The organism is Chryseobacterium sp. C39-AII1 (genome assembly GCF_039672645.1).
Lineage (GTDB): Bacteria > Bacteroidota > Bacteroidia > Flavobacteriales > Weeksellaceae > Chryseobacterium.
This window is the reverse complement of record NZ_JBDFPQ010000019.1, coordinates 1-22,779: the sequence shown is the minus strand read 5'-3', so window position 1 is coordinate 22,779 and position 22,779 is coordinate 1. Positions and strand designations below refer to the sequence as shown.

21 protein-coding genes are annotated in these 22,779 nt (G+C 35.9%); 6 read left to right on the top strand and 15 right to left on the bottom strand.

Annotated features, from left to right (window positions below):
- Positions 1 to 214: 214 nt before the first annotated feature.
- The 3 genes from ABEG63_RS19345 to ABEG63_RS19335 form a co-directional block, all read right to left on the bottom strand.
- Positions 215 to 814, bottom strand: a complete 600-nt coding sequence (locus ABEG63_RS19345) for a hypothetical protein (RefSeq protein ID WP_267405103.1) — start codon at positions 812 to 814, stop codon at positions 215 to 217.
- Between the two features lie 134 nt (positions 815 to 948).
- Positions 949 to 1,980, bottom strand: coding sequence for an ATP-binding protein (locus ABEG63_RS19340; protein WP_346586993.1), 1,032 nt, complete (start codon positions 1,978 to 1,980; stop codon positions 949 to 951).
- 48 nt (positions 1,981 to 2,028) lie between these two features.
- On the bottom strand, positions 2,029 to 2,706 hold the full coding sequence (locus ABEG63_RS19335) for a response regulator (RefSeq protein WP_007842309.1): 678 nt from the start codon (positions 2,704 to 2,706) through the stop codon (positions 2,029 to 2,031).
- A gap of 192 nt (positions 2,707 to 2,898) precedes the next feature.
- Between ABEG63_RS19335 and ABEG63_RS19330 the strand changes: the two genes are divergently transcribed.
- Positions 2,899 to 5,691 carry a TonB-dependent receptor gene (locus tag ABEG63_RS19330; RefSeq protein ID WP_346586992.1) on the top strand — a complete coding sequence of 931 codons (2,793 nt, stop codon included), beginning with the start codon at positions 2,899 to 2,901 and terminating at the stop codon, positions 5,689 to 5,691.
- A gap of 45 nt (positions 5,692 to 5,736) precedes the next feature.
- Positions 5,737 to 7,161 (top strand): hypothetical protein, encoded by a 1,425-nt coding sequence (locus ABEG63_RS19325; RefSeq protein ID WP_346586991.1) that lies wholly within the window; start codon positions 5,737 to 5,739, stop codon positions 7,159 to 7,161.
- Positions 7,162 to 7,343: 182 nt separating this feature from the next.
- Here ABEG63_RS19325 and ABEG63_RS19320 read toward each other — a convergent pair whose 3' ends face one another.
- The 7 genes from ABEG63_RS19320 to ABEG63_RS19290 form a co-directional block, all read right to left on the bottom strand.
- Positions 7,344 to 8,582, bottom strand: a complete 1,239-nt coding sequence (locus tag ABEG63_RS19320) for an amidohydrolase (protein ID WP_346586989.1) — start codon at positions 8,580 to 8,582, stop codon at positions 7,344 to 7,346.
- Positions 8,583 to 8,659: 77 nt separating this feature from the next.
- Positions 8,660 to 9,505 carry a helix-turn-helix transcriptional regulator gene (locus ABEG63_RS19315; protein WP_346586987.1) on the bottom strand — a complete coding sequence of 282 codons (846 nt, stop codon included), beginning with the start codon at positions 9,503 to 9,505 and terminating at the stop codon, positions 8,660 to 8,662.
- 51 nt (positions 9,506 to 9,556) lie between these two features.
- A complete protein-coding gene (locus ABEG63_RS19310) occupies positions 9,557 to 10,888 on the bottom strand; it encodes an amidohydrolase (RefSeq protein WP_346586985.1) in 1,332 nt (443 codons plus the stop codon).
- Between the two features lie 435 nt (positions 10,889 to 11,323).
- Positions 11,324 to 12,607: a glutamate-1-semialdehyde 2,1-aminomutase gene (hemL, locus tag ABEG63_RS19305; RefSeq protein WP_312398310.1), complete on the bottom strand. Its 1,284-nt coding sequence runs from the start codon at positions 12,605 to 12,607 to the stop codon at positions 11,324 to 11,326.
- 71 nt (positions 12,608 to 12,678) lie between these two features.
- Positions 12,679 to 13,737: a glucosaminidase domain-containing protein gene (locus tag ABEG63_RS19300; protein ID WP_312398312.1), complete on the bottom strand. Its 1,059-nt coding sequence runs from the start codon at positions 13,735 to 13,737 to the stop codon at positions 12,679 to 12,681.
- Positions 13,738 to 13,803: 66 nt separating this feature from the next.
- Complete coding sequence (locus ABEG63_RS19295; protein ID WP_346586982.1) at positions 13,804 to 14,712, bottom strand: pyridoxal-phosphate dependent enzyme; 909 nt, start codon at positions 14,710 to 14,712, stop codon at positions 13,804 to 13,806.
- Between the two features lie 278 nt (positions 14,713 to 14,990).
- On the bottom strand, positions 14,991 to 15,317 hold the full coding sequence (locus tag ABEG63_RS19290; protein WP_346586980.1) for a hypothetical protein: 327 nt from the start codon (positions 15,315 to 15,317) through the stop codon (positions 14,991 to 14,993).
- A 40-nt stretch (positions 15,318 to 15,357) separates the two neighbouring features.
- Here ABEG63_RS19290 and ABEG63_RS19285 point away from each other — a divergent pair, with 40 nt between their 5' ends.
- On the top strand, positions 15,358 to 15,540 hold the full coding sequence (locus ABEG63_RS19285; RefSeq protein ID WP_082384278.1) for a DUF5522 domain-containing protein: 183 nt from the start codon (positions 15,358 to 15,360) through the stop codon (positions 15,538 to 15,540).
- 1 nt (position 15,541) lies between these two features.
- Positions 15,542 to 16,069, top strand: a complete 528-nt coding sequence (locus tag ABEG63_RS19280) for a DUF4136 domain-containing protein (protein WP_312398315.1) — start codon at positions 15,542 to 15,544, stop codon at positions 16,067 to 16,069.
- Between the two features lie 133 nt (positions 16,070 to 16,202).
- Here the strand turns inward: ABEG63_RS19280 and ABEG63_RS19275 are convergent, their stop codons facing one another.
- Positions 16,203 to 17,057 carry a T9SS type A sorting domain-containing protein gene (locus ABEG63_RS19275; RefSeq protein WP_346586978.1) on the bottom strand — a complete coding sequence of 285 codons (855 nt, stop codon included), beginning with the start codon at positions 17,055 to 17,057 and terminating at the stop codon, positions 16,203 to 16,205.
- Between the two features lie 235 nt (positions 17,058 to 17,292).
- Here ABEG63_RS19275 and ABEG63_RS19270 point away from each other — a divergent pair, with 235 nt between their 5' ends.
- Entirely contained in the window at positions 17,293 to 18,840 is a 1,548-nt protein-coding gene (locus tag ABEG63_RS19270; RefSeq protein ID WP_346586976.1) for an endonuclease, read from the top strand.
- A gap of 121 nt (positions 18,841 to 18,961) precedes the next feature.
- On the opposite strand, the gene ABEG63_RS19265 is transcribed toward ABEG63_RS19270, so the two are convergent.
- The 4 genes from ABEG63_RS19265 to namA all read right to left on the bottom strand — a co-directional run bounded on the left by ABEG63_RS19265 (position 18,962) and on the right by namA (position 21,866).
- A complete protein-coding gene (locus ABEG63_RS19265) occupies positions 18,962 to 19,987 on the bottom strand; it encodes an NAD(P)-dependent alcohol dehydrogenase (protein WP_346586974.1) in 1,026 nt (341 codons plus the stop codon).
- A gap of 150 nt (positions 19,988 to 20,137) precedes the next feature.
- Complete coding sequence (locus ABEG63_RS19260) at positions 20,138 to 20,470, bottom strand: CCC motif membrane protein (protein WP_346586973.1); 333 nt, start codon at positions 20,468 to 20,470, stop codon at positions 20,138 to 20,140.
- 20 nt (positions 20,471 to 20,490) lie between these two features.
- Positions 20,491 to 20,781 carry a DUF2752 domain-containing protein gene (locus tag ABEG63_RS19255; protein ID WP_346586972.1) on the bottom strand — a complete coding sequence of 97 codons (291 nt, stop codon included), beginning with the start codon at positions 20,779 to 20,781 and terminating at the stop codon, positions 20,491 to 20,493.
- A gap of 32 nt (positions 20,782 to 20,813) precedes the next feature.
- Positions 20,814 to 21,866 (bottom strand): NADPH dehydrogenase NamA, encoded by a 1,053-nt coding sequence (namA, locus tag ABEG63_RS19250; RefSeq protein ID WP_346586970.1) that lies wholly within the window; start codon positions 21,864 to 21,866, stop codon positions 20,814 to 20,816.
- Positions 21,867 to 21,972: 106 nt separating this feature from the next.
- Here namA and cdd point away from each other — a divergent pair, with 106 nt between their 5' ends.
- Positions 21,973 to 22,455 carry a cytidine deaminase gene (gene cdd / locus ABEG63_RS19245; RefSeq protein WP_346586969.1) on the top strand — a complete coding sequence of 161 codons (483 nt, stop codon included), beginning with the start codon at positions 21,973 to 21,975 and terminating at the stop codon, positions 22,453 to 22,455.
- Positions 22,456 to 22,779 lie beyond the last annotated feature (324 nt).

Below are 22,779 nucleotides of genomic sequence, written 5' to 3'. Positions count from 1 at the left end.
CCCCCCCCCCCCCCCCCCCCCCCCCCCCGAAACCGAATGGAAAAAAGCGAGTAGCGAAAGCTGGAAATAGCTCCTAAAAAAATGACGGATAATCCTTCGGCAGGCTCAGGAGGACAGCATTGAAAGTTATTTTTCTAATTAATTTTTTTTCAACCACAAAAAAGCCCCGAATTAAAATTCAGGGCTGGAATATTTTTTTTAAATGCTTTTGCGATTATCTTTCATCATCGTTGTCATCTTCATCATCGAAAGCATCGTCGTTGTAATCATCGTCATCATCGTCATCGAAATTATCATCATCTTCATCCGAGAAATTGTTGCTTCCTCCGAAATCGTCTTCGAAGCTGAAATCATCATCCATCAAAGGCATTGCAGATTTCTTTTTAGATCCTCCTGCGCTTCCGTTTTTACTTGGCGCTTTCAACGGAACGTTTCCAAATCTGTAAACCGTGATCGGGTAATTAACGCCTTTTGTCTCGTCAATAACCTCCACCAATTCACAGAAAAATTCCCAAAGGTCAAGAAGTCCGTACTGGAACTGAGCCTTATCTCCCGCATTTTCAAAAGCCTCATCTATGTAAACATCCGACATAATCTCGCCATCACCATCGTCACTCATATCTTCCAACGGAACACTTTTTACTATTGTTCCATCTTCTTCCAGTAAGTTAAAAGTAGAAAGCTCGTCTCCTTGCAAGCTGAATGCACTTTTAATACCTAAATGTAAGTTCCATAGCGTCTGTTTTCCTTTAACTTCGATATCACGGAAAATATCTTCTTTCGCATCTAATATTACGCGGATTTTGTAAACCATATCAGTTTTTAAATTACTTTTTTTGCCTTTATTATTATGATAAATCTCTATTGCAAATATAAAATAAATGACATGTGACAAAAAAATATTTCAGGATTTTTTAAAATATTTTTTTTTCTTACATTTTGCAAAAATTATTTACTTTTTTCCAACATGAAACTAAACTTGGTTCCTTCAAGGTAAACACTCTCTACGGTAATGTTTTCGTTGTGAGCCTCAAGAATATGCTTTACGATCGCCAATCCTAATCCAGAACCGCCTTCTCTTCTGCTTCGGCTGGTTTCCACACGATAAAATCTTTCGAAAATTCTTGGTAAACTTTCAGATTTTATTCCCATTCCGTTGTCTATGACCTCTATTAACACTTTATTTTTCAGAACGCTTGTTTTTACCACTACTTTTGCTTCCTGACGGTTGGCATAATGAATAGCGTTCGAAATTAAATTAATAAAAACCTGCGACATTTTTTGTTTATCGGCATCTACAAATATTTGCGGCTGCAAGGTCTGTATCTGCAACGTTGCATTGTGCTTCTCTGCTTCCAAATCGAGAAGGTCGAAGATTTCTTTAATTAAAAGATTAACATCAAATCTGGAAACGGTAAGGTTTATTTCGCCCGCTTCAAGCCTGTTAATCATATCTAAATCTGTAACAATGGCAATTAACCTTTCCACAGATTTATCAATTCTCTCCAGATATTTGTCGCGAATGGTTAAATTATCTACGCCGCCATCTCTCAAAGTTTCAACATATCCCTGAATAGAAAACAGAGGTGTTTTCAGCTCATGAGAAACGTTTCCGATATATTCTTTTCGGTAGCTTTCCATTTCCTTCATCATGTCTATTTCGGTGACTTTTTGCTGATTAAGGTCGGAAAATCGTTCTCCCAATTCTTTAATGGTAATATTTTCGTGATTATCGTTTACGATTTCCTGAGGTAAAAGCTGCGAAAGACCGCGAACCTGCTTTTTACCGTAATAATTAAACAATAATTCCAGAACGACGTAATTGATCACGAAAATCACAAGAAGGCAGATAAACAAGCCTATTTTAAAGAATGGGGTAGTGTAATAGATATCTTTTAGTGAATCAAAAATAATCACTAAAAGAAACATCACCAATGTCAGAAGACAAGAGGCGATGAGGGTGAGTCTGTAAAATTTCAATTTTACAACGTTTTTTATTGGTTGATGTAAATTTAACGAAATTGAGTATTAAACAATAAGTTTATACCCAATTCCTTTTAATGTCTGAATGGTATTGATACCAAGCTTTTCTCTTAATCTTCTGATGTGAACATCTATGGTTCTTTCTCCCACGATAACATCGTTCCCCCAAACTTTTTCAAGAATTTCTTCTCTTTTGAAAACTTTTTCGGTGTTTGAAGCTAAAAGATACAATAGATCAAATTCTTTTTTGGGAAGTAAAAACTGCTGCCCCGACTTTGATACTCTGAAGTTATCTTTATCGATCACTAAATCTCCAATCTCTATTAATTTCGCATTATCAGAAACCTGAGAGGTTAATTGTAACAACGCATTAACTTTAGAAATAAGAATTTTCGGTTTAATCAATTTTACGATATAGTCATTCGCACCTGCCTGGAAACCTGCCAATTGTGAAAATTCTTCGCTTCTTGCAGAAAGGAAAACGATTAATGTTTTCTGAAGTTCCTTAATCTTGCGAAGTTCCTGGCATGTTTCGATACCGTCTTTTTCCGGCATCATGACATCTAATAAAATAAGATCAGGGACAATTTCTTTGGCTTTATCTATACCTTCGTTACCGTTTGTGGCTGTATAAATGTCGTAGCCTTCTTTTTCTAAATTGTAAGACAGAATCTCTAAAATATCCAGTTCATCGTCTATTAAGAGGATTTTCTTTTGGTTCATTTTTAATTTTTACTAGGTCAAAGTTAATAATATTTTAATCACAGTTTAACAAAAGCATTATCGTTCACATAAAGTTAACAATAATATCCCTTTCTTAATATTTAGTTAAAAAAAAATTAAAATTTACTAAACCATTTACCCCGTCAATCTTTTATTCCTTTGCACCGAAAGAATCTAGTAAGATAAAGTAAAATGAAAAAACAACTCCACAAGAGCATTATGCTACTTGCCTTGTTTTCTGCCAGCTACGCATTCGCGCAAAGCCAGGTTTTAGAAGGTAGGGTATTGGATGAGAAGGATAATACTCCTATCGAAGGGGTAAAAGTAAAGGTAAATGATCAGGAAGTAACGACTGACATTTCCGGAAACTACTCTCTCAGCCTTCCTCCCGGCACCAACTATATTATCACAGTAACTTCCAACGGATACAACAGAAAAGAGATCAGCGAGGTTGTGGTAAAAAGTGATGCTAATACTCATCTTGATATCGTTTTAGACAAGCCATCTACGAAGGAAAAACAAATCGAGGGGGTTGTTATCAGATCCAACGCAAGAAAAGAAACCATTGCTTCTACCATCGGTTTGCAGAGAAATGCAGGTGTAGTTTCGCAGGTTATCGGTGTTGAAGCCATCAAAAGAAGTCCAGATCGAAACACGGGTGAAGTTCTGAAAAGAGTTTCCGGGGTGAGTTTATTCGACGGAAAATATATTGTGGTAAGAGGTTTATCAGACCGTTACAATCAGGCTATGTTGAATGGTATTCAGCTATCAAGTACAGAGCCGGATAGAAAAACATTCTCTTTCGACCTTTTCCCTGCAAACGTAATTGAAACGCTTGTTATCAACAAAACTTTTATTCCCGAGTACAGCGGTGAATGGGGAGGTGGATTGATCCAGGTAAATACAAAAGATATTCCTAATAAAAACTTTTTCAATCTTCAGGTAGGCGTTGGTGGAAACTCTATCACAATGGGACAGGAGTTCCGCATGCAGAAAGGCGGAAAATGGGATTTCTTAGGAATTGATGACGGATACAGAAAACTTCCTACAGGTATGCCTGCAAAAAATGATTTCACACTTTTGGATGATGCTGCTAAAACAGCAATCGGGCAGAAATATGTGAAAAATTTAGGCTACAATACGATAGGATTTCCTGAAAATTTAAGCTTACAATTAGACGGAGGTTTTAATACAAAGGTTTTTGGAAAAGATTTAGGCGTAATCGCTGTTTTAAACTATTCCAACAACAAAAGAAGAACAGAATCTAAAAACAGCTTCTTCACCATCAACGGAGAACAGGCTGATACCAACTTTGATTATTTTACTGAAAAATATCAGAACGACGTTATTCTAGGAGGTTTATTAAATCTTACTTTAAAACTAAATAACAACAATAAAATTTCCCTGAAAAACATCATTACCAACAATACGGTAAACCACATGTCTTTCAGAACAGGAAAAGATTTTGAATTTGATCCTATTAACGGAACAAATATCATGGCGAGAGAAATTGGATTTAAAGAAACAACTTTCTACAATTCAACGCTAAACGGAACGCACAAAATAGACGCTCTTGGAGGTCTTACGGTTAACTGGTACGGAAGTTTCGGTATCCTGGATCAGTACATTCCATTATTGCAGCGTTTACAGTATAACGAATATCCGAACTTACCGGGAAGCCCTTATTTAGCACTAATTTCTAACGGTCTTTCTCAAAAATCAGGAAGTATTTTCTACTCTACTCTTAGCGATTATCTATACAACGCCGGTGGAGATGTTTCTAAAACTTTCGAAATGTTTGGGCAAAAACAGACCGTAAAAGGTGGATATTTATTCCAGGTAAAAGACAGAATTTATAACTCAAGACCTTTCTCTGTACGATTAGCAGGATATAACCAAGGATTGCTTTCTCAACCTTTTGAATCCATCTTTAATGCTGAAAACTTCGGAACAGATGGAACTAAATTTACGTTCGACGAAATCGGTGGAAACCAGTACAGATATATTGCTAACACTATTCTAAACGCAGGATATTTACAGTTTGATAATAACTTTACACCTTGGTTCAGAGCAGTTTGGGGATTAAGAATTGAAAACTTCGACCAGTTGGTAGGAAGCGTAAGAAGAAGCGACGACCGTTTTGTAAACACTCGTGTAACCGACTTTTTACCAGCGTTGAACATGACATTTAAGCTTACTAACAACATGAACTTACGTGTTGCCGGTTCGCAAACTGTGGTAAGACCAGAATTTAGAGAAGTTTCACCTTTAGCATATTATGATTTCGATTTAGGAGCTACTGTTATCGGTAATAAATTTATCGAAAGAACAAAAATCACAAACGCCGATTTACGTTGGGAGTGGTATCCTAGAAACGGAGAAATCCTTTCCGTTGCAGGTTTTTACAAAAACTTCAAAAACCCGATCGAATTATACTTCAACCAATCTGGGGTAGGAACAAGTAACACATTCAACTATCTGAATGTTGATAAAGCTGATGCTTACGGTTTAGAGCTTGAATTCAGAAAGAAACTTGATTTTATGAGCGCGCTTAAGAACTTCACATTGGGAGGTAACTTCGCTTTAATTAAAAATAAAGTGTCTGATAAAGAAACGAATATCGACAGACCAATGCAGGGGCAGTCTCCTTACACGATCAACCTAAGTCTTCAGTATGATACTGAAAAATCTGGATGGAGCTCTACGGTACTTTTCAACATGATCGGAAGAAGAATTCTTTATGTAGGAAACGATCAGGTTCCGCCAATCTGGGAAAACCCAAGACCACTTCTTGATTTCCAGGTGGCTAAAAAAATCTGGCAGAATAAAGGAGAAATTAAACTTAACGTTTCAGATATCCTAAACCGTCGCGCGAAGTTTTATCATGACCTGAACAACAACAAAAAATACGACAGTTCAGACGCGCTTGCTATAGACAGATTAACAGGTACAAACATCAGTTTAACGCTTGGATATAGCTTTTAATTAAAAATAAATCAAAATCTAATAAAAAAAATAAGTCTTTATAACATGAAAAAATTTGTTTTATACTCTTTAATGCTAGGTACTTTAGTAACAACAGTTACCGCATGTAGAAATATAGAAGAAGATGGACAAACTATTATAGAAAATGGTGGTTCAGGAAATGGAAATACTGAAAACTTGATTCTTTCAGGAAAAATCACTTCAAATCTTACACTTAAAGCTAATAATATTTATAAGCTGAGAGGATTGGTATATGTAACAAACGGAGCAACTTTAACCATCGAGCCAGGAACTAAAATCGTTGGTGAGGCTGATAAAAACGGCTCTTTAATCATCACGAGAGGAAGTAAGATCATGGCAGAAGGTACTGCTACCAACCCGATTATCTTTACCTCTGAAAAACCAAGCCCGAAAAGAGGTGACTGGGCAGGTTTGGTAATCTTAGGTGCTGCTCCTACTAACGCGTCTTTCAACAACCAAGCTGGTGTTGGAGAAATCGAAGGAGGTATCAACAACAGTGAAGGTTTAGGTCTTTACGGAGGTACAAATGCTGATGATAACAGCGGTATTCTTAAATATGTAAGAGTAGAATATGCAGGATATGCATTTTTACCAGACAAGGAGGTTAACGGTATTACTTTCGGAGGTGTAGGTAGAGGAACTACGGTAGATTATGTAGAAGTTGCTTACGCTAATGATGATAGCTTCGAGTGGTTCGGGGGTACAGTAAACTGTTCTCACCTTATTTCTTACAAAGGTCTTGATGATGATTTCGATACTGATAACGGTTTCTCAGGAAAAATTCAGTTCGGAATTGCAGTAAGAGATGCTCAGGTTGCTGACGTTTCTGGTTCAAACGCTTTTGAATCTGATAACGATGCGAACGGATCTGCTCTTACGCCACAAACATCTGCTACGTTCTCGAACATGACGATCATCGGGCCAATTAACTCTACAAGTTCAAGCACAAACGCGGGATCAATCAACTCATTATTCCAACATGCTTTACAGATCAGAAGAAACTCTTCAATCTCTGTATTCAACTCTGTATTCACAGGATTCCCGATTGGTTTATTCATTGATGCAACTAAAGGAACGCCAACAGACAACAACATCGTAAACTCTAACTTGGCTTTCCAAAACAATATTTTAGCAGGAAACACAACGCCTATAAAATTCGGACCATCTACAACTTCTCCAACGTCTTACACATTGGCAGATCTTACCAACTGGTACAACACAAACGGAAACACAATTCTTCAGTACACAGCTGATGTGAAGTTAACAGGTGCTTGGGCCCCTGCAGGAACTACGCCTAACTTCTCTCCTGCTTCTGGTTCTCCGTTGTTAACAGGTGGTGTATTTACACATACAAAACTATCTAGCTGGTTTACTCCAGTTACTTACAGAGGTGCTGTAAAAGACGCTAATGATACTTGGTATGCTGGTTGGACGAACTACAACTTATAATCAATAGTAATTAGTTTCTTCATATCAAATTAAGAAAATCCCTCGGAAGTCTATTTCGAGGGATTTTCATTGATAAAAACAAGAATTAAAAAAAAATATATGTTGAATAGGTTTGAAGATGGAAACAGAAAGTTTGGAGTTTAATAACTTCCCTCTCCCATTCTTCCATCTTCCAACCTTTTTTAACTTTTCCAGAAAAGATTTCCTTCATTCATCAACGCTTCAACGTTTGATATTCTGGAAACCGCTTCCGCAGAACAGCTTGCATCCACCAAAACAATATTCGCGGCATCTCCCGATTTTGGCCATTGTTGCTCTCCTTTATCATTTAACGGAAGAATATTCTGAGTGGCAAACTGCAATGTCCTCGAAAGATCAAACTCTGTGGCATAACCGTACAATTCAGCAATTAAATTAGCCTTTTGCAGCATATTTCCGGAGCCAAACGTACTCCAGTAATCCTGAACATTATCATTTCCTATCAATACATTCACGCCGTGTTTTTTCAGCGTAGGAATCGGCATCACTTTTCCTCGGAACGGAACAGAAGAAGCAATTCCTACTTTTGCTGCAGCCAATTTTTCTGAAATTTCATCTGCTTCTTTTTGATTTAAATGTGCCAAAGCAAACGCATGACTTACAAAAGTTTTCCCTTGAAGCTGAGGGTTTTCATTCGCTTTATCAATCAAATACTGAATGGTTTTCATTCCCGATTCTCCCGCTTCATGCAAATGAATATCAATTCCTTTATGATGATCCAAAGCCAACTGAACGGTAAAATCCATTACCTTTTCAATGCTTCCGTCAATACTCAAAGGATCTAAACCTCCGATAAAACCAACACTTTTCAACTGTGCCGCTTCTTTCATCAAAGGTGCAGAATCTGTATAATAAACCCCATGTTGCGGAAAAGCCACCAATTCAGCTTTGAAAGAATCTTTTTTATTGTCTAAAGCTTTTTCTAAATTTTCAAGAGATTTCAAACCCGAAGTCGGATCAATATTAAAATGCGTTCTCGCATAATTTGTTCCATAACTTTGAATAAGATCGATTAGCTCTTCTGCCCTTTTCACCGAAGTTTTCAGCAATTCCGGAATGATTTCCTGTTCATAAGCAATCATATCTTTTACAGATCTTCTTTTGGGCGAAAGCGCCTGCCACGGAAGTCCGTACAACGTTTTATCCAAATGAATGTGCATATCTTTAAACGCAGGAAGCATCAGTTTTCCTTCCGCATCAAAAGCTTTTGCTTTCGCATCATTTGGCTGTATAGATTTTATTTTTCCGTTTTCTATTTCGATACAGAATAAATCTGTTTTTGTATGAATAACATCTTGATTATCGTATTCAAAACCCGTTTCAAGACGAACATTTTTCAGCAAAAAATTACCTTTTGCCACAAGTTGATAGGGTGATTGCATTTTGTTAATTTAATGATACAAAGTTACATTCACCAAACTTCAGAAAGGTGTACCAATTATGTCTTGTTTTGTATAAATTATTCTTTGAATTGCGAAGGCGTCATTCCTGTTTGCGCCTTGAAGAATTTTGAAAAACTCGCATGATCATAAAATCCGAGGTCGTAAACAATATCTTTCACCGTCATTTCAGAAACTTTCAATAAACGTTTTGCTTCCAGTAAAATTCTATCCTGAATTAATGATGAAGCCGATGAATTAAGGTTTTTCTTACAAACTATATTTAAATAATTCGCAGAAATGCTCAATTTATCCGCATAAAAAGAAACCGAACGTTCCGTTTTGAAATGTTCATCAATCAAGTTTAAAAATTTAGAAATAATAGGGTTCGAATTATACACTTCAAAATCTTTGAAAGCACCTTCCACCGATTTGCTGATGAGTAAACCAATCAATTCGCTTCTTTTTTTTATGACTTCCCAAAAAGTTTTTTCTTCGTGCAATTCTTTTTTGATGGCTTGAAATTCATGCAAAAGAAGTTGATAAATTTCCTCAGAAATCGTAAAAGCGGGATGCTGAAAATAATAAGAAGACGAAAATCTCAACGCTGGAAGAAAGTTTTCATACCATTCACGGCTGATCATTAATTGATAGGCAACCGTTTCTTTTTCAATCGTCCATTGATGAACCTGATCAGGAAAAACCAAATGAATTTGATGGTCACCCACCTGATATTCAACAAAATCGATGATATGATTTCCCTTTCCTTTTTCGAAAAGATTGATGATAAAAAAATCGTGTTTATGAGGCTCATCGATGGATCTCGCTCCGCTCAACTCATTGAATAACAAATCACAACCTTGCGATTGTTTTTCTGCAAACTCATGAATTCCTAAAATGGGAAAATAATCTGATGGCTGGCTCATTCCACAATAATTTACACCAAAATACGTAAATTTTATGAAAATGAATACTAATTAATAAACTACATTTCCTTGGTGAATTAATGATTCCACATTTGAAATTCGGGAAACCGCTTCTGCAGAACAGCTTGCATTTAAGAAAGCCAAATCGGCACTGTCTCCTACTTTCGGCCATTGCTGATTTCCTTTATCATCAAGCGGTAAAACGTTTGCTGTAGCCAGTTTTAAGCTTCTTGACAATAAAAACTCTGTGGATTGTCCGTACAACTGCGCCATAAGATTCGCTTTTTGCAGTACACTTCCAGTTCCGAAAGTATTCCAGTGATCAACGATACTGTCGTTTCCGGTAAGAACTTTCACATTATGTTTGTACAAAGTAGGAATCGGCATAATCAGGCTTCCAAAAGGGATTGTAGAAACAATTCCGACCTCTGCATTACCTAATTTCTCAGCCATTTCTTCTTGTTTAGTCTTGTCTAATTTTCCTAAAACAAAACAATGGCTTAAATATGTTTTTCCTTTTAGAGAAGGATTTTCATTCACTTTTTGAATTAAATATTCCACCGTTTTCAACCCGGAATCTCCAGATTCGTGCAAGTGAATATCAATTCCTTTGTTGTTATCTAAAGCCAACTGAACGGTAAAATCAATCGTTTTTTCAATCGCTCCGTCAATCGTAAACGGATCTACTCCACCGATGAAATCGATATTCATTTTCGCCGCTTCTTTCAAATACGGAACCGAATCTGTATAAAAAACGCCGTGCTGCGGAAAAGCAACCAATTCTGCCCCGAAAGTTTTCTTCTTATTTTCTAATGCTTTCTGCAAATTTTTCAGAGACTGTAACTTTGAAGTCGGCTCGATGTTCACATGACTTCTGGCAAAAGATGTCCCTTTTGATTGTAATAATTCAATCATTTTTTCTGCCTTAAACGTTGAGTTTTTCAACAATTCAGGCATCATTTTCTGCTCCAAAGCAATCATTCCTTTTACACCGCCAGTTCTTTTTCTTACCGCCTGCCATTTGTCTCCATAAAAGGTTTTATCCAAATGAATATGCATGTCTTTAAAAGCTGGAAGCATTAAAAATCCTTTCGCATCAATCGCTTTTGCATTCGGCTGATTGGGAGAAATTTTGGTGATTTTTCCGTTTTCAATTTCAATATAAAACAAATCGGTTTTCGTGGCAATTACCTCACCTTCTTCATATTCAAACCCAGTTTCCAAACGAACATTTTTTAAAGCTAATTTATCTTTCGCTAAAAAATTGGTATCGCTAAAAATCGAAGTTGCCCCCATCATACTTGAACTCAACGTAAGACCAGCCATCGCCAATGCCGAACTTTTAAGAAAATCTTTTCGTGATATATTGTTTGAAGTCTTCATTTCCAAAATCTTTAGAACAAATGTAGGAAGATTAAGGCTGAAGCGAGGTGTATGGATTATTGTATTGCTTGTATATTTTATCTAAACACTAATTTTATGAATATTTTTCACTAGTGATGCTATTTTACAGGGGCTTCGACAAGCTCAGCCTGACAATGCTAATACTATTTATAAATTTTTATTTACTTGCTATTATTCATTTTAAATATTCGTGAAGTTTATCCACTGTCAGGCTGAGCGAAGTCGAAGCCTTATTCTTATTTTTGTTTAAATTTCTATGAAATAAGAAAATCAACAATGTTTTTTCCTGCCACGAATTCATGAATTTTCTCATATTATCAGTGGATATTCGTGAAAAAAATTTGTGCAACTTGTGTTTAAAAATAAAAAGGATAAAGCAAAAACCTCATCCTTTTAAATATATTTTTAAGCATTTTAAGAAAAATCGAATTTTCTTACAGCTTCTAAAGTCATATCAATTTCTTTATCTTTAATGGCATCACTGATGAAATATGTTTCGTATCCGCTTGGTGGAAGATAAATTCCGTTGGTAAGCATCTGATGGAAGAAATTATTGAATAGTGAATGATTTGCTTCCTGAGCTTCATCAAAATTAGATACTCTGTTGATATGGAAGAACACAGACATCATCGATCCTTTTCTATTGATTTTATGAGCAATTCCTTTTTCATTTAAAATTTTTCCGATTTCAAAATCCAACGTTTCTGTTGTTTTTGCCAATCTGTTGAAGAATTCAGGATCGTTTTTAATGAGTTGTAAAGTTTTTAATCCAGCTCTCATTGCCAAAGGATTTCCGCTTAATGTTCCCGCTTGGTAAACACCGCCTTTTGGAGCCAAATGATCCATAATTTCGTTTCTTCCGGCAAAGGCACCCACTGGAAGTCCGCCCCCGATTACTTTTCCGTAAGTCACTAAATCTGCTTTTACATTGTAAAGCTCCTGAGCACCACCAAAAGCCAGTCTGAAACCTGTCATTACCTCATCAAAAATCAATAAAGTCCCGTTTTCATCACAGATTTTTCTTAATTTCTGAAGGAATTCATTTTCCGGAAGAACACAACCCATATTTCCTGCAACAGGCTCGATAATTACCGCTGCAATTTCACCCTGATTATGTCTGAACAAATCTTCAACCTGCTCAAAATCATTGTATCTTGCCAACAAAGTATCTTTTGCCGTTCCAGCGGTTACGCCTGGAGAATTTGGATTTCCGAAAGTTGCAGCACCACTTCCCGCTTTAATCAAAAATGAATCTGAGTGACCGTGATAACAACCTTCAAACTTGATAAATTTATCTCTTCCTGTAAAACCTCTCGCCAATCTGATCGCGCTCATGCAAGCTTCCGTTCCTGAAGAAACCATTCGAATTTGGTCGATATTCGGAACATTTTCTGCAATGAATTTCGCGATTTCAGTTTCCAATTCTGTTGGAGCTCCGAAAGAAAAACCCTTCTCTGCCTGAATTTTTAATTCTTCCAACACTTCTGGATGTGTGTGACCTAAAATTGCAGGTCCCCAAGAATTAATATAATCAATATACGTGTTATCATCGGCATCGGTAAGGTAAGCACCTTTTGCAGATTTCATAAAAACCGGCACTCCTCCCACAGATTTGAATGCACGAACCGGAGAATTTACACCTCCCGGAATGTATTTGTAAGCTTCATCGAATAAAGCTGAACTTCTTTGATACTTCATATGTAGTTGTTGGTTAACAATTGATAGTTGTCGGTCAAAATCAACCAACATCTATCAACCATCAACAAAAATTAATTTCTAGGTTTCTTGTCAATCAAATAAATCAACTGTCCGGCAGAAGGTTTTTGTCCTTCATCCATCCTGTTTTTCGCGTATAATTTGTGTAGTTTGATCCCGAATTTTTGCGCAATATCGTGCATATCTTCACCATATTCTGCTTTGTAAGTCGGTGTATTTCCTTCAGAATTTTTAGATTCAAGAAAAACAATATCATTTTTCTTTAAAAAACTGTTTTCCAACTCATTCCATTTCATCAATCGGCTTTCGCTGATGTTAAATTTTTTAGCAATAAACTGAACGTTAGTATCTTCAGGTACGACAATATATTTTAACCCGTCATTTGGATGACTTTTAATTAAAATTGAATTAAGAATTTCCGCCTTTGTCTTAATTCTTTCCACTCTTTTCTGTTGCTGAGCGTAAGAAGTTTGTTTGTAAGGAACTTCAACAGTAACCGGATCTTTTGCTTTTTTCGTATATTTTTCAGGTTCCAGCTGAGCCATAAACCCAGTATCATCTTTCAAATTCGGATACATTTTCAAGACTGCATAGAGAACTTCTTTAGAATTGGTATTATCAAATTCGTATAATTTATAACGTTCGATTTTACCGATCAAAATAGAAGCATAACGAGGATTGGTAGCATAACCCGCTTTTTTTAGACCATGTGCCCAAGCTCGGTAATCTTTCATATCAAGATTAAAAAGCCCTGTATAATATTTTCTTGTCGCCAAAAATATGGAATGGTCTTCGTACGATTGTCTGGGATCTTCATATACACGGAAACACTCATTGGGAGCGTCATCGGTGTGTTTCATGGTTTTTCCCGTCCAATCTTCTTTACACTTAATACCAAAATGATTTTTGCCTTCCTGAGCCAATCGGCTTTGTCCGCCGCCCGTTTCCAAAAGCCCTTGCGCAAGAGTGATAGAAGCCGGAATTTTATACTTTTCCATTTCTTCTACCGCATATTTTGCAAATTTTTGGATGTATTGGTCTTCAGTTGCCCAAGATTGAGCTGAGAATTTTGATAAAACTAAAAGGCTTACGAATATGAAAAGTCTTTTCATCTTATAATTTTTATTGTTTTAAAATGAAAGATGGAACACTTAGTGTTTCACGTTTTCAATTTTTACTTATATAATTAAATTTCTATTTTGTTTCTCTAAAAGCAAATTGGCACCTTCGATACCTTGTAAACCTCCGGTATGAAAGCATAAAATTTTGCTGTTCTCAGGAAAATAACCATCATCTATCAGTTCGAAAATCTTCTGCATCATCTTTCCCGTATAAATCGGTTCAAACGGAATTCCGTAATTTTCTTTAAAATCATTGATAAAACGGATATTCTCATCTTTTATTTTGCCGTAACCTCCAAACGTTGAATCTATTAGATTAAAGTTTTTCTTCGAAGTTAACTCCAATATTTTATTTTCAAGAGAATCGTCATCAACAGCCTTAAATCCTATAACTTTCTGATTTTCTTCACAAAATTTTGAAATTCCGGCAATTGTTCCTCCGGTTCCAACGGCGGTGCAAAGATAATCAAAATCTTTTGTTTCGTCATTCAACATCATTTTCACGCCCTCTATGGCATCTTCATTGGTTCCTCCTTCCGGAACGATCAAGGCATCGGGAAATTCTTTCTGTAAAAATTCAGTTAGTTTTTCTTTATGGCGATATTCTTCACGGGTTACGAATTGCAAATTCATTCCGTTTCTTTTAGAAAAAAGTAAAGTCGGATTATCTCGCCATTTATTTTTTAACTCTTCCCCACGAATAATTCCCAAAGTCGGAATTTTAGCTAAATTTCCCAGAGCTGAAACGGCTGAAATATGATTTGAAAATGCCCCTCCAAATGTTATGATATAAGGTTTTTCAGGATTTTTAGCTAAATAATTATTAATGTTAAAAAACAGCTTCCAATATTTATTTCCTGAAATTTGAGGATGAATTACATCTTCTCTCTTGATGAAAAGTTTTACATTTTTATTGATGGAAATTTCCTGAATCGGGATTTTTTCTGCTGGAAGTGGTAATAGCATATTGCTTAAATCATATTTAAACAAAATTACTATTTTTTGTTCGTTTTGTCTTGAAACAAAAGAACCAAAAATTCAAGACTTGGAAACTTCTACTAAAAATTGATTCTGTTCTCTAAAAATTCTAAAACTTGCGCGAATTCAAAAATTATATTTTCATTCGATATTTGTCTCGCGCTTCAAACAGTAGAATTTTTTTAACGTTCACAGAATAAATTTTCTTAACGTTCCATTTTCCTATGTCAGTTTACCACTGTTGAAATATTAGAAATCAAATTCATTTACAAATACTTTCTAAAACTCCAGAACTTTCGCTTTTTAAGATAATTCAAATTAGATTCATTATCATAAGCTTCTCTTTCAAAAGAAATTCTTCGATACGCCAAATCGCTATCCTTTAATTTAAAAACCCAATAATAATACTCAATCACATAAAAAATGTAAAAGAAAATGATGAGCATTTCCCACTGTTGTCTTAAATGGATTTTTTCATGATTAATCAAAACATTATTTTCCTTATCTTCGGGTTTCCTAATGAAAATAAAGGGAAAAAGAGCAATGCCGTTGATTTTTAGTTTTTTTAAAGGTTTTTGGCATACAATTATCATAATAACAAATATAAAGTTTTTTGACTTAGAGATTTAACCTATGGCACTTTTTGACATCAAAGAAGGAGAAGACTTTTACTACAACGAGCAGGGGTACAAGGTTTTTACAGAAAAATTTCATCTGAAAAGAGGGCATTGCTGTAAAAGTGGCTGTAGGCATTGTCCTTACGGATACGATAAAAAGACCGATACATTCATTAAAAACGATAAAAAAATTAAATAAAATGAAAAAATATATTTTTATTTTGTTAGCCGCGGCTACTTTGGGATTAACATCTTGTAGTCCGTTCAACGTACGTTCTGATTATGCTGATACGGCAAATTTCACTTCATATAAAACTTATAAACTAAGGATTGATGATTTGAAACTGAATGATATTGATAAAGACAGAGTTTTGAATGAATTGTCGAGACAGCTTCAAAGCAAAGGTCTTCAGTCGGGAGAAAATCCGGATTTGATTGTAAACGTAAAAGCCAATCATAAAAAAGTAACCGATATCAACAGCAGTTCACCTTACGGAATGTGGGGCTGGGGCGGACCTTTCGGCTGGGGGGTTGGAATGAACAGAACCTGGACGAGCAATTATAATGAAGGTGCTTTAATTGTAGATTTAATAGATGCTAAAACTAACAAACTGGTTTGGCAGGGAATCGGTAGCGGGGTTTCTGTAGATTCTCCGAAAGCAAAACAAAGACAGATTCCTGAGATCATGGGAGAAATTATGAAAAATTATCCTCCTCAGAGAAAATAAGATTTAAATCAATCAAATATATTTAAAAAAGTCAATGCAAATTTTTGTGTTGACTTTTTTGTATGTAAAAATAAAAGCTGCCTCACATACGTTCGGCAGCCTTCTCTCAGTTAAAATATAAAAAACCCCTTTTTTATTGTTTTATGGTTTTAAAAGATGAATTTGTTCCGTTTTTATAATGTAACGTCACAAAATAAATTCCTTTTTCTAAATGGCTAACGTCTAAAGTTGCAACTGGCTTTTCAATCGTTTGCACAATTCTTCCAACAACATCTGTGATCGTAATTGTTTTTACGTCTTTAATTTTCGAAATATGAATACTTTCATTAAACGGATTTGGATAAATTTTCACATCATTAGAACCTTTTGATTCATTCGTTCCTAAATTTGGAATCGCTTCCCAAGACGCATCATCCCAATAATATCCGGCGAAAGTAGAACCATCATTACGAATCGCCAGTCTTGCATTCGCAGGCACCGTTGTCGGAACTGCAATTGTTCTTTCCGCAGTAGCATCATAAGAGCTGTTAGTAATCGGAACCTGTTTCAAAATAACAAAAGTAGAAGCATCCGTAGCATCAGTAATATATCCAAAATCAAGAAAACCACCACCGGAATTAGCTTTTGCTTTAAATTTAAACTGATGAGTTCCCGTATTGATATTAGATATTTTCGGCATGATAACAATCGTAATCTTACCCGCGCCATAACCGTTTTGATAAATTTGCCCAGTACCTGAAGCTGGTGCTGTGCTTGAAATAATCTGGCTTGCTCCATTCAAAGCAATGCGATCCCAACATGTTGGAACAATACTTTCCGGCGCGTTGTAAGTATCAAAATTTTCGGAAAAACTATCAACTACACTGCATTGTGCATTTGTAAAAGATGTTCCGGCTAAAATTCCTAAAAAAGGAAAACAAATTTTAAAAGATAAATTTTTAATCATTCTAAATAAAAATAATAAAGCAAAAATAATTCTTTTTTTCATTAGTTTTATTTCAAAATTTCATGATTTATATCAATTAAATGAAAATTAATTTTCGGTTTAAAAGAAATTAATACATTAAAAAGTAAATATGATTTAAAATCTTATCAAAATAGAAGAAATAGTAATTGTTATCTTCAATTAAAATTCAAATTAACAATTCACCGCATTAAGATTTAACAAAATCGTAATTTTTTATTCATAAAATTATAGTAATCTTACCTGAAATTTAATTAATATGAAAAAAATTATCTTATTTGCAACTTTTGCAGGATTAATGCACGCTCAGGCACCAGCGGGTTATTACAGTTCGGCAAACGGGCTTTCAGGAGCTTCTTTGAAAACGGCTTTAAGCTCGATCATCACCAACGGACACCAAGACAAAGGCTATGGCGGACTTTGGACGGGCTACAAAACGACAGACATTGATAAGACCTACGAAAATGACGGGTCTATCATGGATATTTATTCTGAAAAGCCAAACGGCGCAGACCCTTATAAATACACGCCTGGAACCAACCAGTGTGGGACTTATTCGGTGGAAGGAAACTGCTACAATCGTGAGCATATTGTTCCGCAAAGTTTGTTTAATGAATCTTCGCCAATGGTTTCAGATATTCATTTTATCCGAGCAACAGACGGAAAAGTGAACGGAATGCGCTCTAATTATCCTTTCGGAAAGGTGGGAACAGCAACATTTACTTCTAAAAATGGTTCAAAACTTGGAAATTCAACCTCATCAGGATATTCAGGAACTGTTTTTGAGCCCATTGATGAGTTTAAAGGAGATGTGGCCAGAATGATCTTTTATTTTGTAACCCGTTACCAGAGCAGACTTTCGTCATTTTCTTCAGGAAATATGTTGGGAAGTTCTACATTTCCAGGATTGCAAACTTGGGAGTTAAATGTTTTACTGGCTTGGCATAATCAGGATCCTGTTTCTCAGGCTGAAATTCTGAGAAATAATGCGTCTTACACGTATCAGGGAAACAGAAATCCTTTCATCGATAATCCGAATTATGTGAATTTAATTTGGGGCGGTGGCTCTAGTTCAGGCGGTGGCGGAACAACGACTCCTGAAACTCCTTCAGGAACCACCTGTGTAAATGAAACATTTGAAACCATCCCTACAGCAAGTACAGCATCTTATTTAACAAGAACATGGACGAACAGCGGAATTTCATGGACTGCAACTGATGCAAGAACAGACCAAACCATCTCCAGCAAAGCAATTACTGTAAGAAACGGTGCTTTAACATCAAGCAGCTCGGCACACGGAATTGGCTCGTTAACCGTTACAACCCAATTGAAATTCTCAGGAAGTAATGGAAATTTCACAGTAAAAGTGAATGGAAATACTGTGGGAACAATTCCTTATAGCACAACTTCTACAACAACCACGATTAACAATATCAATATTTCCGGAAATGTGACGGTAAGCTTGGTCAATAATTCATCAAGTAACCGAGTTGCGATCGATAATCTAAACTGGACTTGTTATTCTTCGACAGGAAAGCAAAATAAAAATCTTTCTAGAGAAATCAATAATAAAGTTAAAAATTTACAGATTTATCCAAATCCAATTTCTAATCAGGAGATTTTTGTGAAAGGAGAAACTTCAAATATCCAAAAAGCCGAAATTTATAACCTTCAGGGTAAAGTGATGCAAACCATGGATCAACCTTTTAAGAACTCAAGAAATTCAATTAAAATTAAAAATCTTCCGCAGGGAATTTATTTATTGAAATTGGATGAATCTACGCTAAAGTTCATTATAAAGCAATAATTTGAAGCCACAATAACCGAAGTTGAAAGTTTTTCAGCAGACGTTATTTTTATTTCAAATATGATAAAAATCCTTCTTTCGTTTGAGAGAAGGATTTTCATTTATATAATAAAATCTATAATTAAGGTACTAAAACTGCTCTTCCTTTTATTTTTCCCTGGCGCATTCTTTCATAGACTTCATTGGCATCATCAAGGCTATGTTTTTCAATTTCGATATGAATTTTCTTCTGTCTTGCCAAACCTACAACTTCCATCAATTCTGTTCTGGAGCCCCAATAAGGATTCGTCATGCTCACACCAAAAGGCAATCCGTTCATGTTGTACTGATAATGTCCTCCGCCAAGCCCGACAATCGTTAGATCGCCATCCAAACTTACAATTTTAGTCCCGAGATCAATTGTAGAAGTCGCTCCCACAAAATCAAGAACGACTTTTGCTTTTTTAATCCCGGTAATGTTCTGGATTTGTTCGGTAGCATCGGCATCTTTAGAATTAATTGTAAACGCTGCGCCGAGTTCTTTAGCGAAAGCTAATTTATCTTCAGTAACATCGCAGGCAATAATCGTAGCACCACTGATTTCTCTCAAAATCTGTAACGCAACGTGACCTAAACCTCCAACACCAATAACGACCACAAATTCATCGGCCATTAAGTTATGTAAAGAACGTTTTATCGCTGAATATGGAGTTAAGGCAGCATCGGTTAAAGGCGCTGCAATCACCGGATCGAGATCATAAATAGGAACCAATAGTCGCGACGAAGGAACCAACATATAATCTGCCATGCCCCCGTTTAAGCCTAAACCTCCACCATAAGCCATTTCCGACTGATGATCACAATAATTTTCCTTTGATTGCTGACAAGGCTTGCAATGCCCGCATCCCCACGGCCCATACACCAAAACAGCATCTCCTTTTTTGTAACCTGTAACGCTCTCTCCCACTTCTTCTATCCAACCCGCATTTTCGTGTCCGAGTGTAAAAACAGTTCCTCCCACGGTACCTTCATCAATGATGTGCAAATCTGAGTGGCAAACTCCTGCTCCACCAATCTTCAACAAAACTTCTTCACCTTTTGGCGTTGGTTTTTCCATATCATTTACAACGCGGACATCTTTGTGCCCGAAAAAACGTACTGCTTTCATAAAATATTTTTTTGAAAATTTACCCTTCAATTTACTCCTTAAATCCCAACCTACGACATTTAATTGTGTTAAATCTATCTTAAAAGATTCACTTTGAAGCAATAAAAAAGACCGCATTACTGCAGTCTCTCGTTTTTATGATGTTTAAATCTATTGTCCCATCAATTCTCTTATTTTTTCCTGCATCAATTGAGGGTCTTTCATTGCATCCCAACCAATCGTAGAAATCATTACTATTACATAAACCGCATATAAAACACTTAATGCAATTCCGATGATTGCCATGATTTTTCCAGCATTCAACTGTCCGTAGTTTGAATACATTGTTGGATTTTTCTTGTAAAGCTCGCCATCTTTTTTAGCCAAGACAAGGGCAATAATACCGGCAACCAATCCTGGAAGTCCGTAGCAACAACATCCTAAAATAGATACAATTCCTAGGATTAAAACGGCTGTCGCGTTTGGTAATTTGTTTTCATTCATAGTTATAATTTTAATAATGTTTATTTGTGTAAAAAGAAATGCTTATAAAAGTAGGAAGTTACCATAATTACAGCATTTAGAATGGCTAAACCAACTAATAAATTTCCGTAATTTCTTTTCTTATCGATAAAATTTAATCCGACTGTTGCGAAAAACAGCAGCAAAGTATACACTGCAGGAAACATATGAAAAGCCTCTGCAAATCTTCCTTCAAAGACCATTACGATGGCTCTTTGAGTTCCACAGCCGAAACACTCAATTCCTAAGTATTTTTTGCTGGGGCATGAAAGCATGTAATCTTCAATATTCATATCTCAGTGTAGGAGATTCAAATATATAAAAATTATGTAGAAATCTTCGCTCTCAGATATTGATGAGGAAAAAAGGTTTCTTCATTCATTTCAAATGAGCCCTGAACCGCCAGATACGGATTTCTCAGAATTTCTCTTGCCACAAAAATAAGATCGGCATCTCCACTCTGAAGAATTTCCTCTGCCTGATTTGCTGTTTTTATCAAACCTACAGCGCCTGTTTTCACCTCAGCTTCATTTCTAACCTGCGAAGATAATGGAACCTGATAGCCATCAAAAACAGAAATTTTAGCTCCGTGAATATTTCCACCACTAGAAACATCCACCAAATCAACCCCATGATTTTTCAGAATCTTAGCTAATGCCGTGCTGCTTTCGATATCCCAGCCGTTTTCAGCATATTCGGTTCCTGAAATTCTTACAAATAAAGCTATATTTTCGTTTAATTCTTCGTTCACTGCATCCACAATTTCCAGTAAAAAACGGATTCTGTTTTCAAAACTTCCGCCATATTCATCTGTTCTTATATTTGAAAGCGGCGATAAAAACTGATGAACCAAATATCCGTGTGCAGCGTGAATTTCAATGACATCAAAGCCCGCATTTACTGCTCTTCTGGCTGCTTGTTTAAAGTTTTGAACCTGCTCTTTGATTTCTTCAACTGTTAAAACATGCGGAATTCTTTCTGTCGGATGATAAGGAATCGGGCTTGGAGCCACAGTTTCCCATCCTTCCTCTAATGGAATTTGAATATTGTTCCATGTTGAACCTTTTCGCCCTGCATGAGCCAACTGTATTCCTATTTTACTTTCTGAGTTTTTATGAACAAATTCTACGATCTTTTGTAATTTTTCGGCTTGCTCATTGTTCCAGATTCCCATACAATGGTTGGTAATTCTTCCGCGCGGTTCTACGCCTGTTGCTTCTACCATCAATAAACCAGTCCCACCCTGAGCTCTGCTTCCGTAATGAACAAAATGAAAATCATTGGCTAAACCATTTTCACAAGAATACATACACATTGGAGACATGACCCAACGGTTTTTAAGCGTTACATTTCTGAACGTAATTGGAGTATATAACATTTTAAATTGAATATTTAGTTAAAATTATAGAAGATAAATACTGCTTGCCCACGTTGGTAAAAAGAACTAATTTTATCCCCCTTTTTTTAATTCTACCTATAAATATATGAAAAAAGAAACTCTGATAAGTTACGAGTATTTTAAAAATAGCGAAGAGCTAAACGATATAGAGAAAAAATTGTTTGAAAAAGCTAAAGAAGCAAGAGAAAACGCCTATGCTCCCTACTCTCAGTTTTTAGTAGGATGTTCCGTTTTGCTGGAAAACGGTGAAATCTATTCCGGAAACAATCAGGAGAATGCCGCTTACCCTTCAGGGCTTTGTGCGGAAAGAACAGCACTTTTCTGGATTGCTGCCAATTTTCCGAATGTAAAAATTAAAAAGATCTTCGTTGTAGGAGGTCCTAAAGAATTTCATGAGAAAAATCCGCCAATTCCCCCATGTGGAGCTTGCAGGCAAAGCTTAATGGAATATGAAACGAAGCAGAATGAAAATATAGATCTTTATTTTTCAAGCATGAATGAAGAGGTGGTGAAAGTGCACGCGATTAAAGATTTGCTTCCTTTTTATTTTGATTCTACTTTTTTGTAAAAGGGATTTTTTAGGTCATTGCGAGGAGTAAAACGACGAAGCAATCTCAAAAAAAATTATGATACCAAATACTTTAATTAGATTGCTTCGTAACTTCGTTTCTCGCAATGACGATTAAACGGTATTCCTATTTCTGTAGAAAGACAAGCATTGTATTTATGTAAACCATTCAATGAAATGGCTACTACCCTAGCCCAGATGTTCTATGTTAAAAAGCAAATTATTCAGGTTAAAATTTTAAAATCTTTTTGATAATTTGGTTGATAATTCGTTTTGTTCTTTACAACCCCAAAACAGATTCTCAAAAGCTTATTACAAACGGCT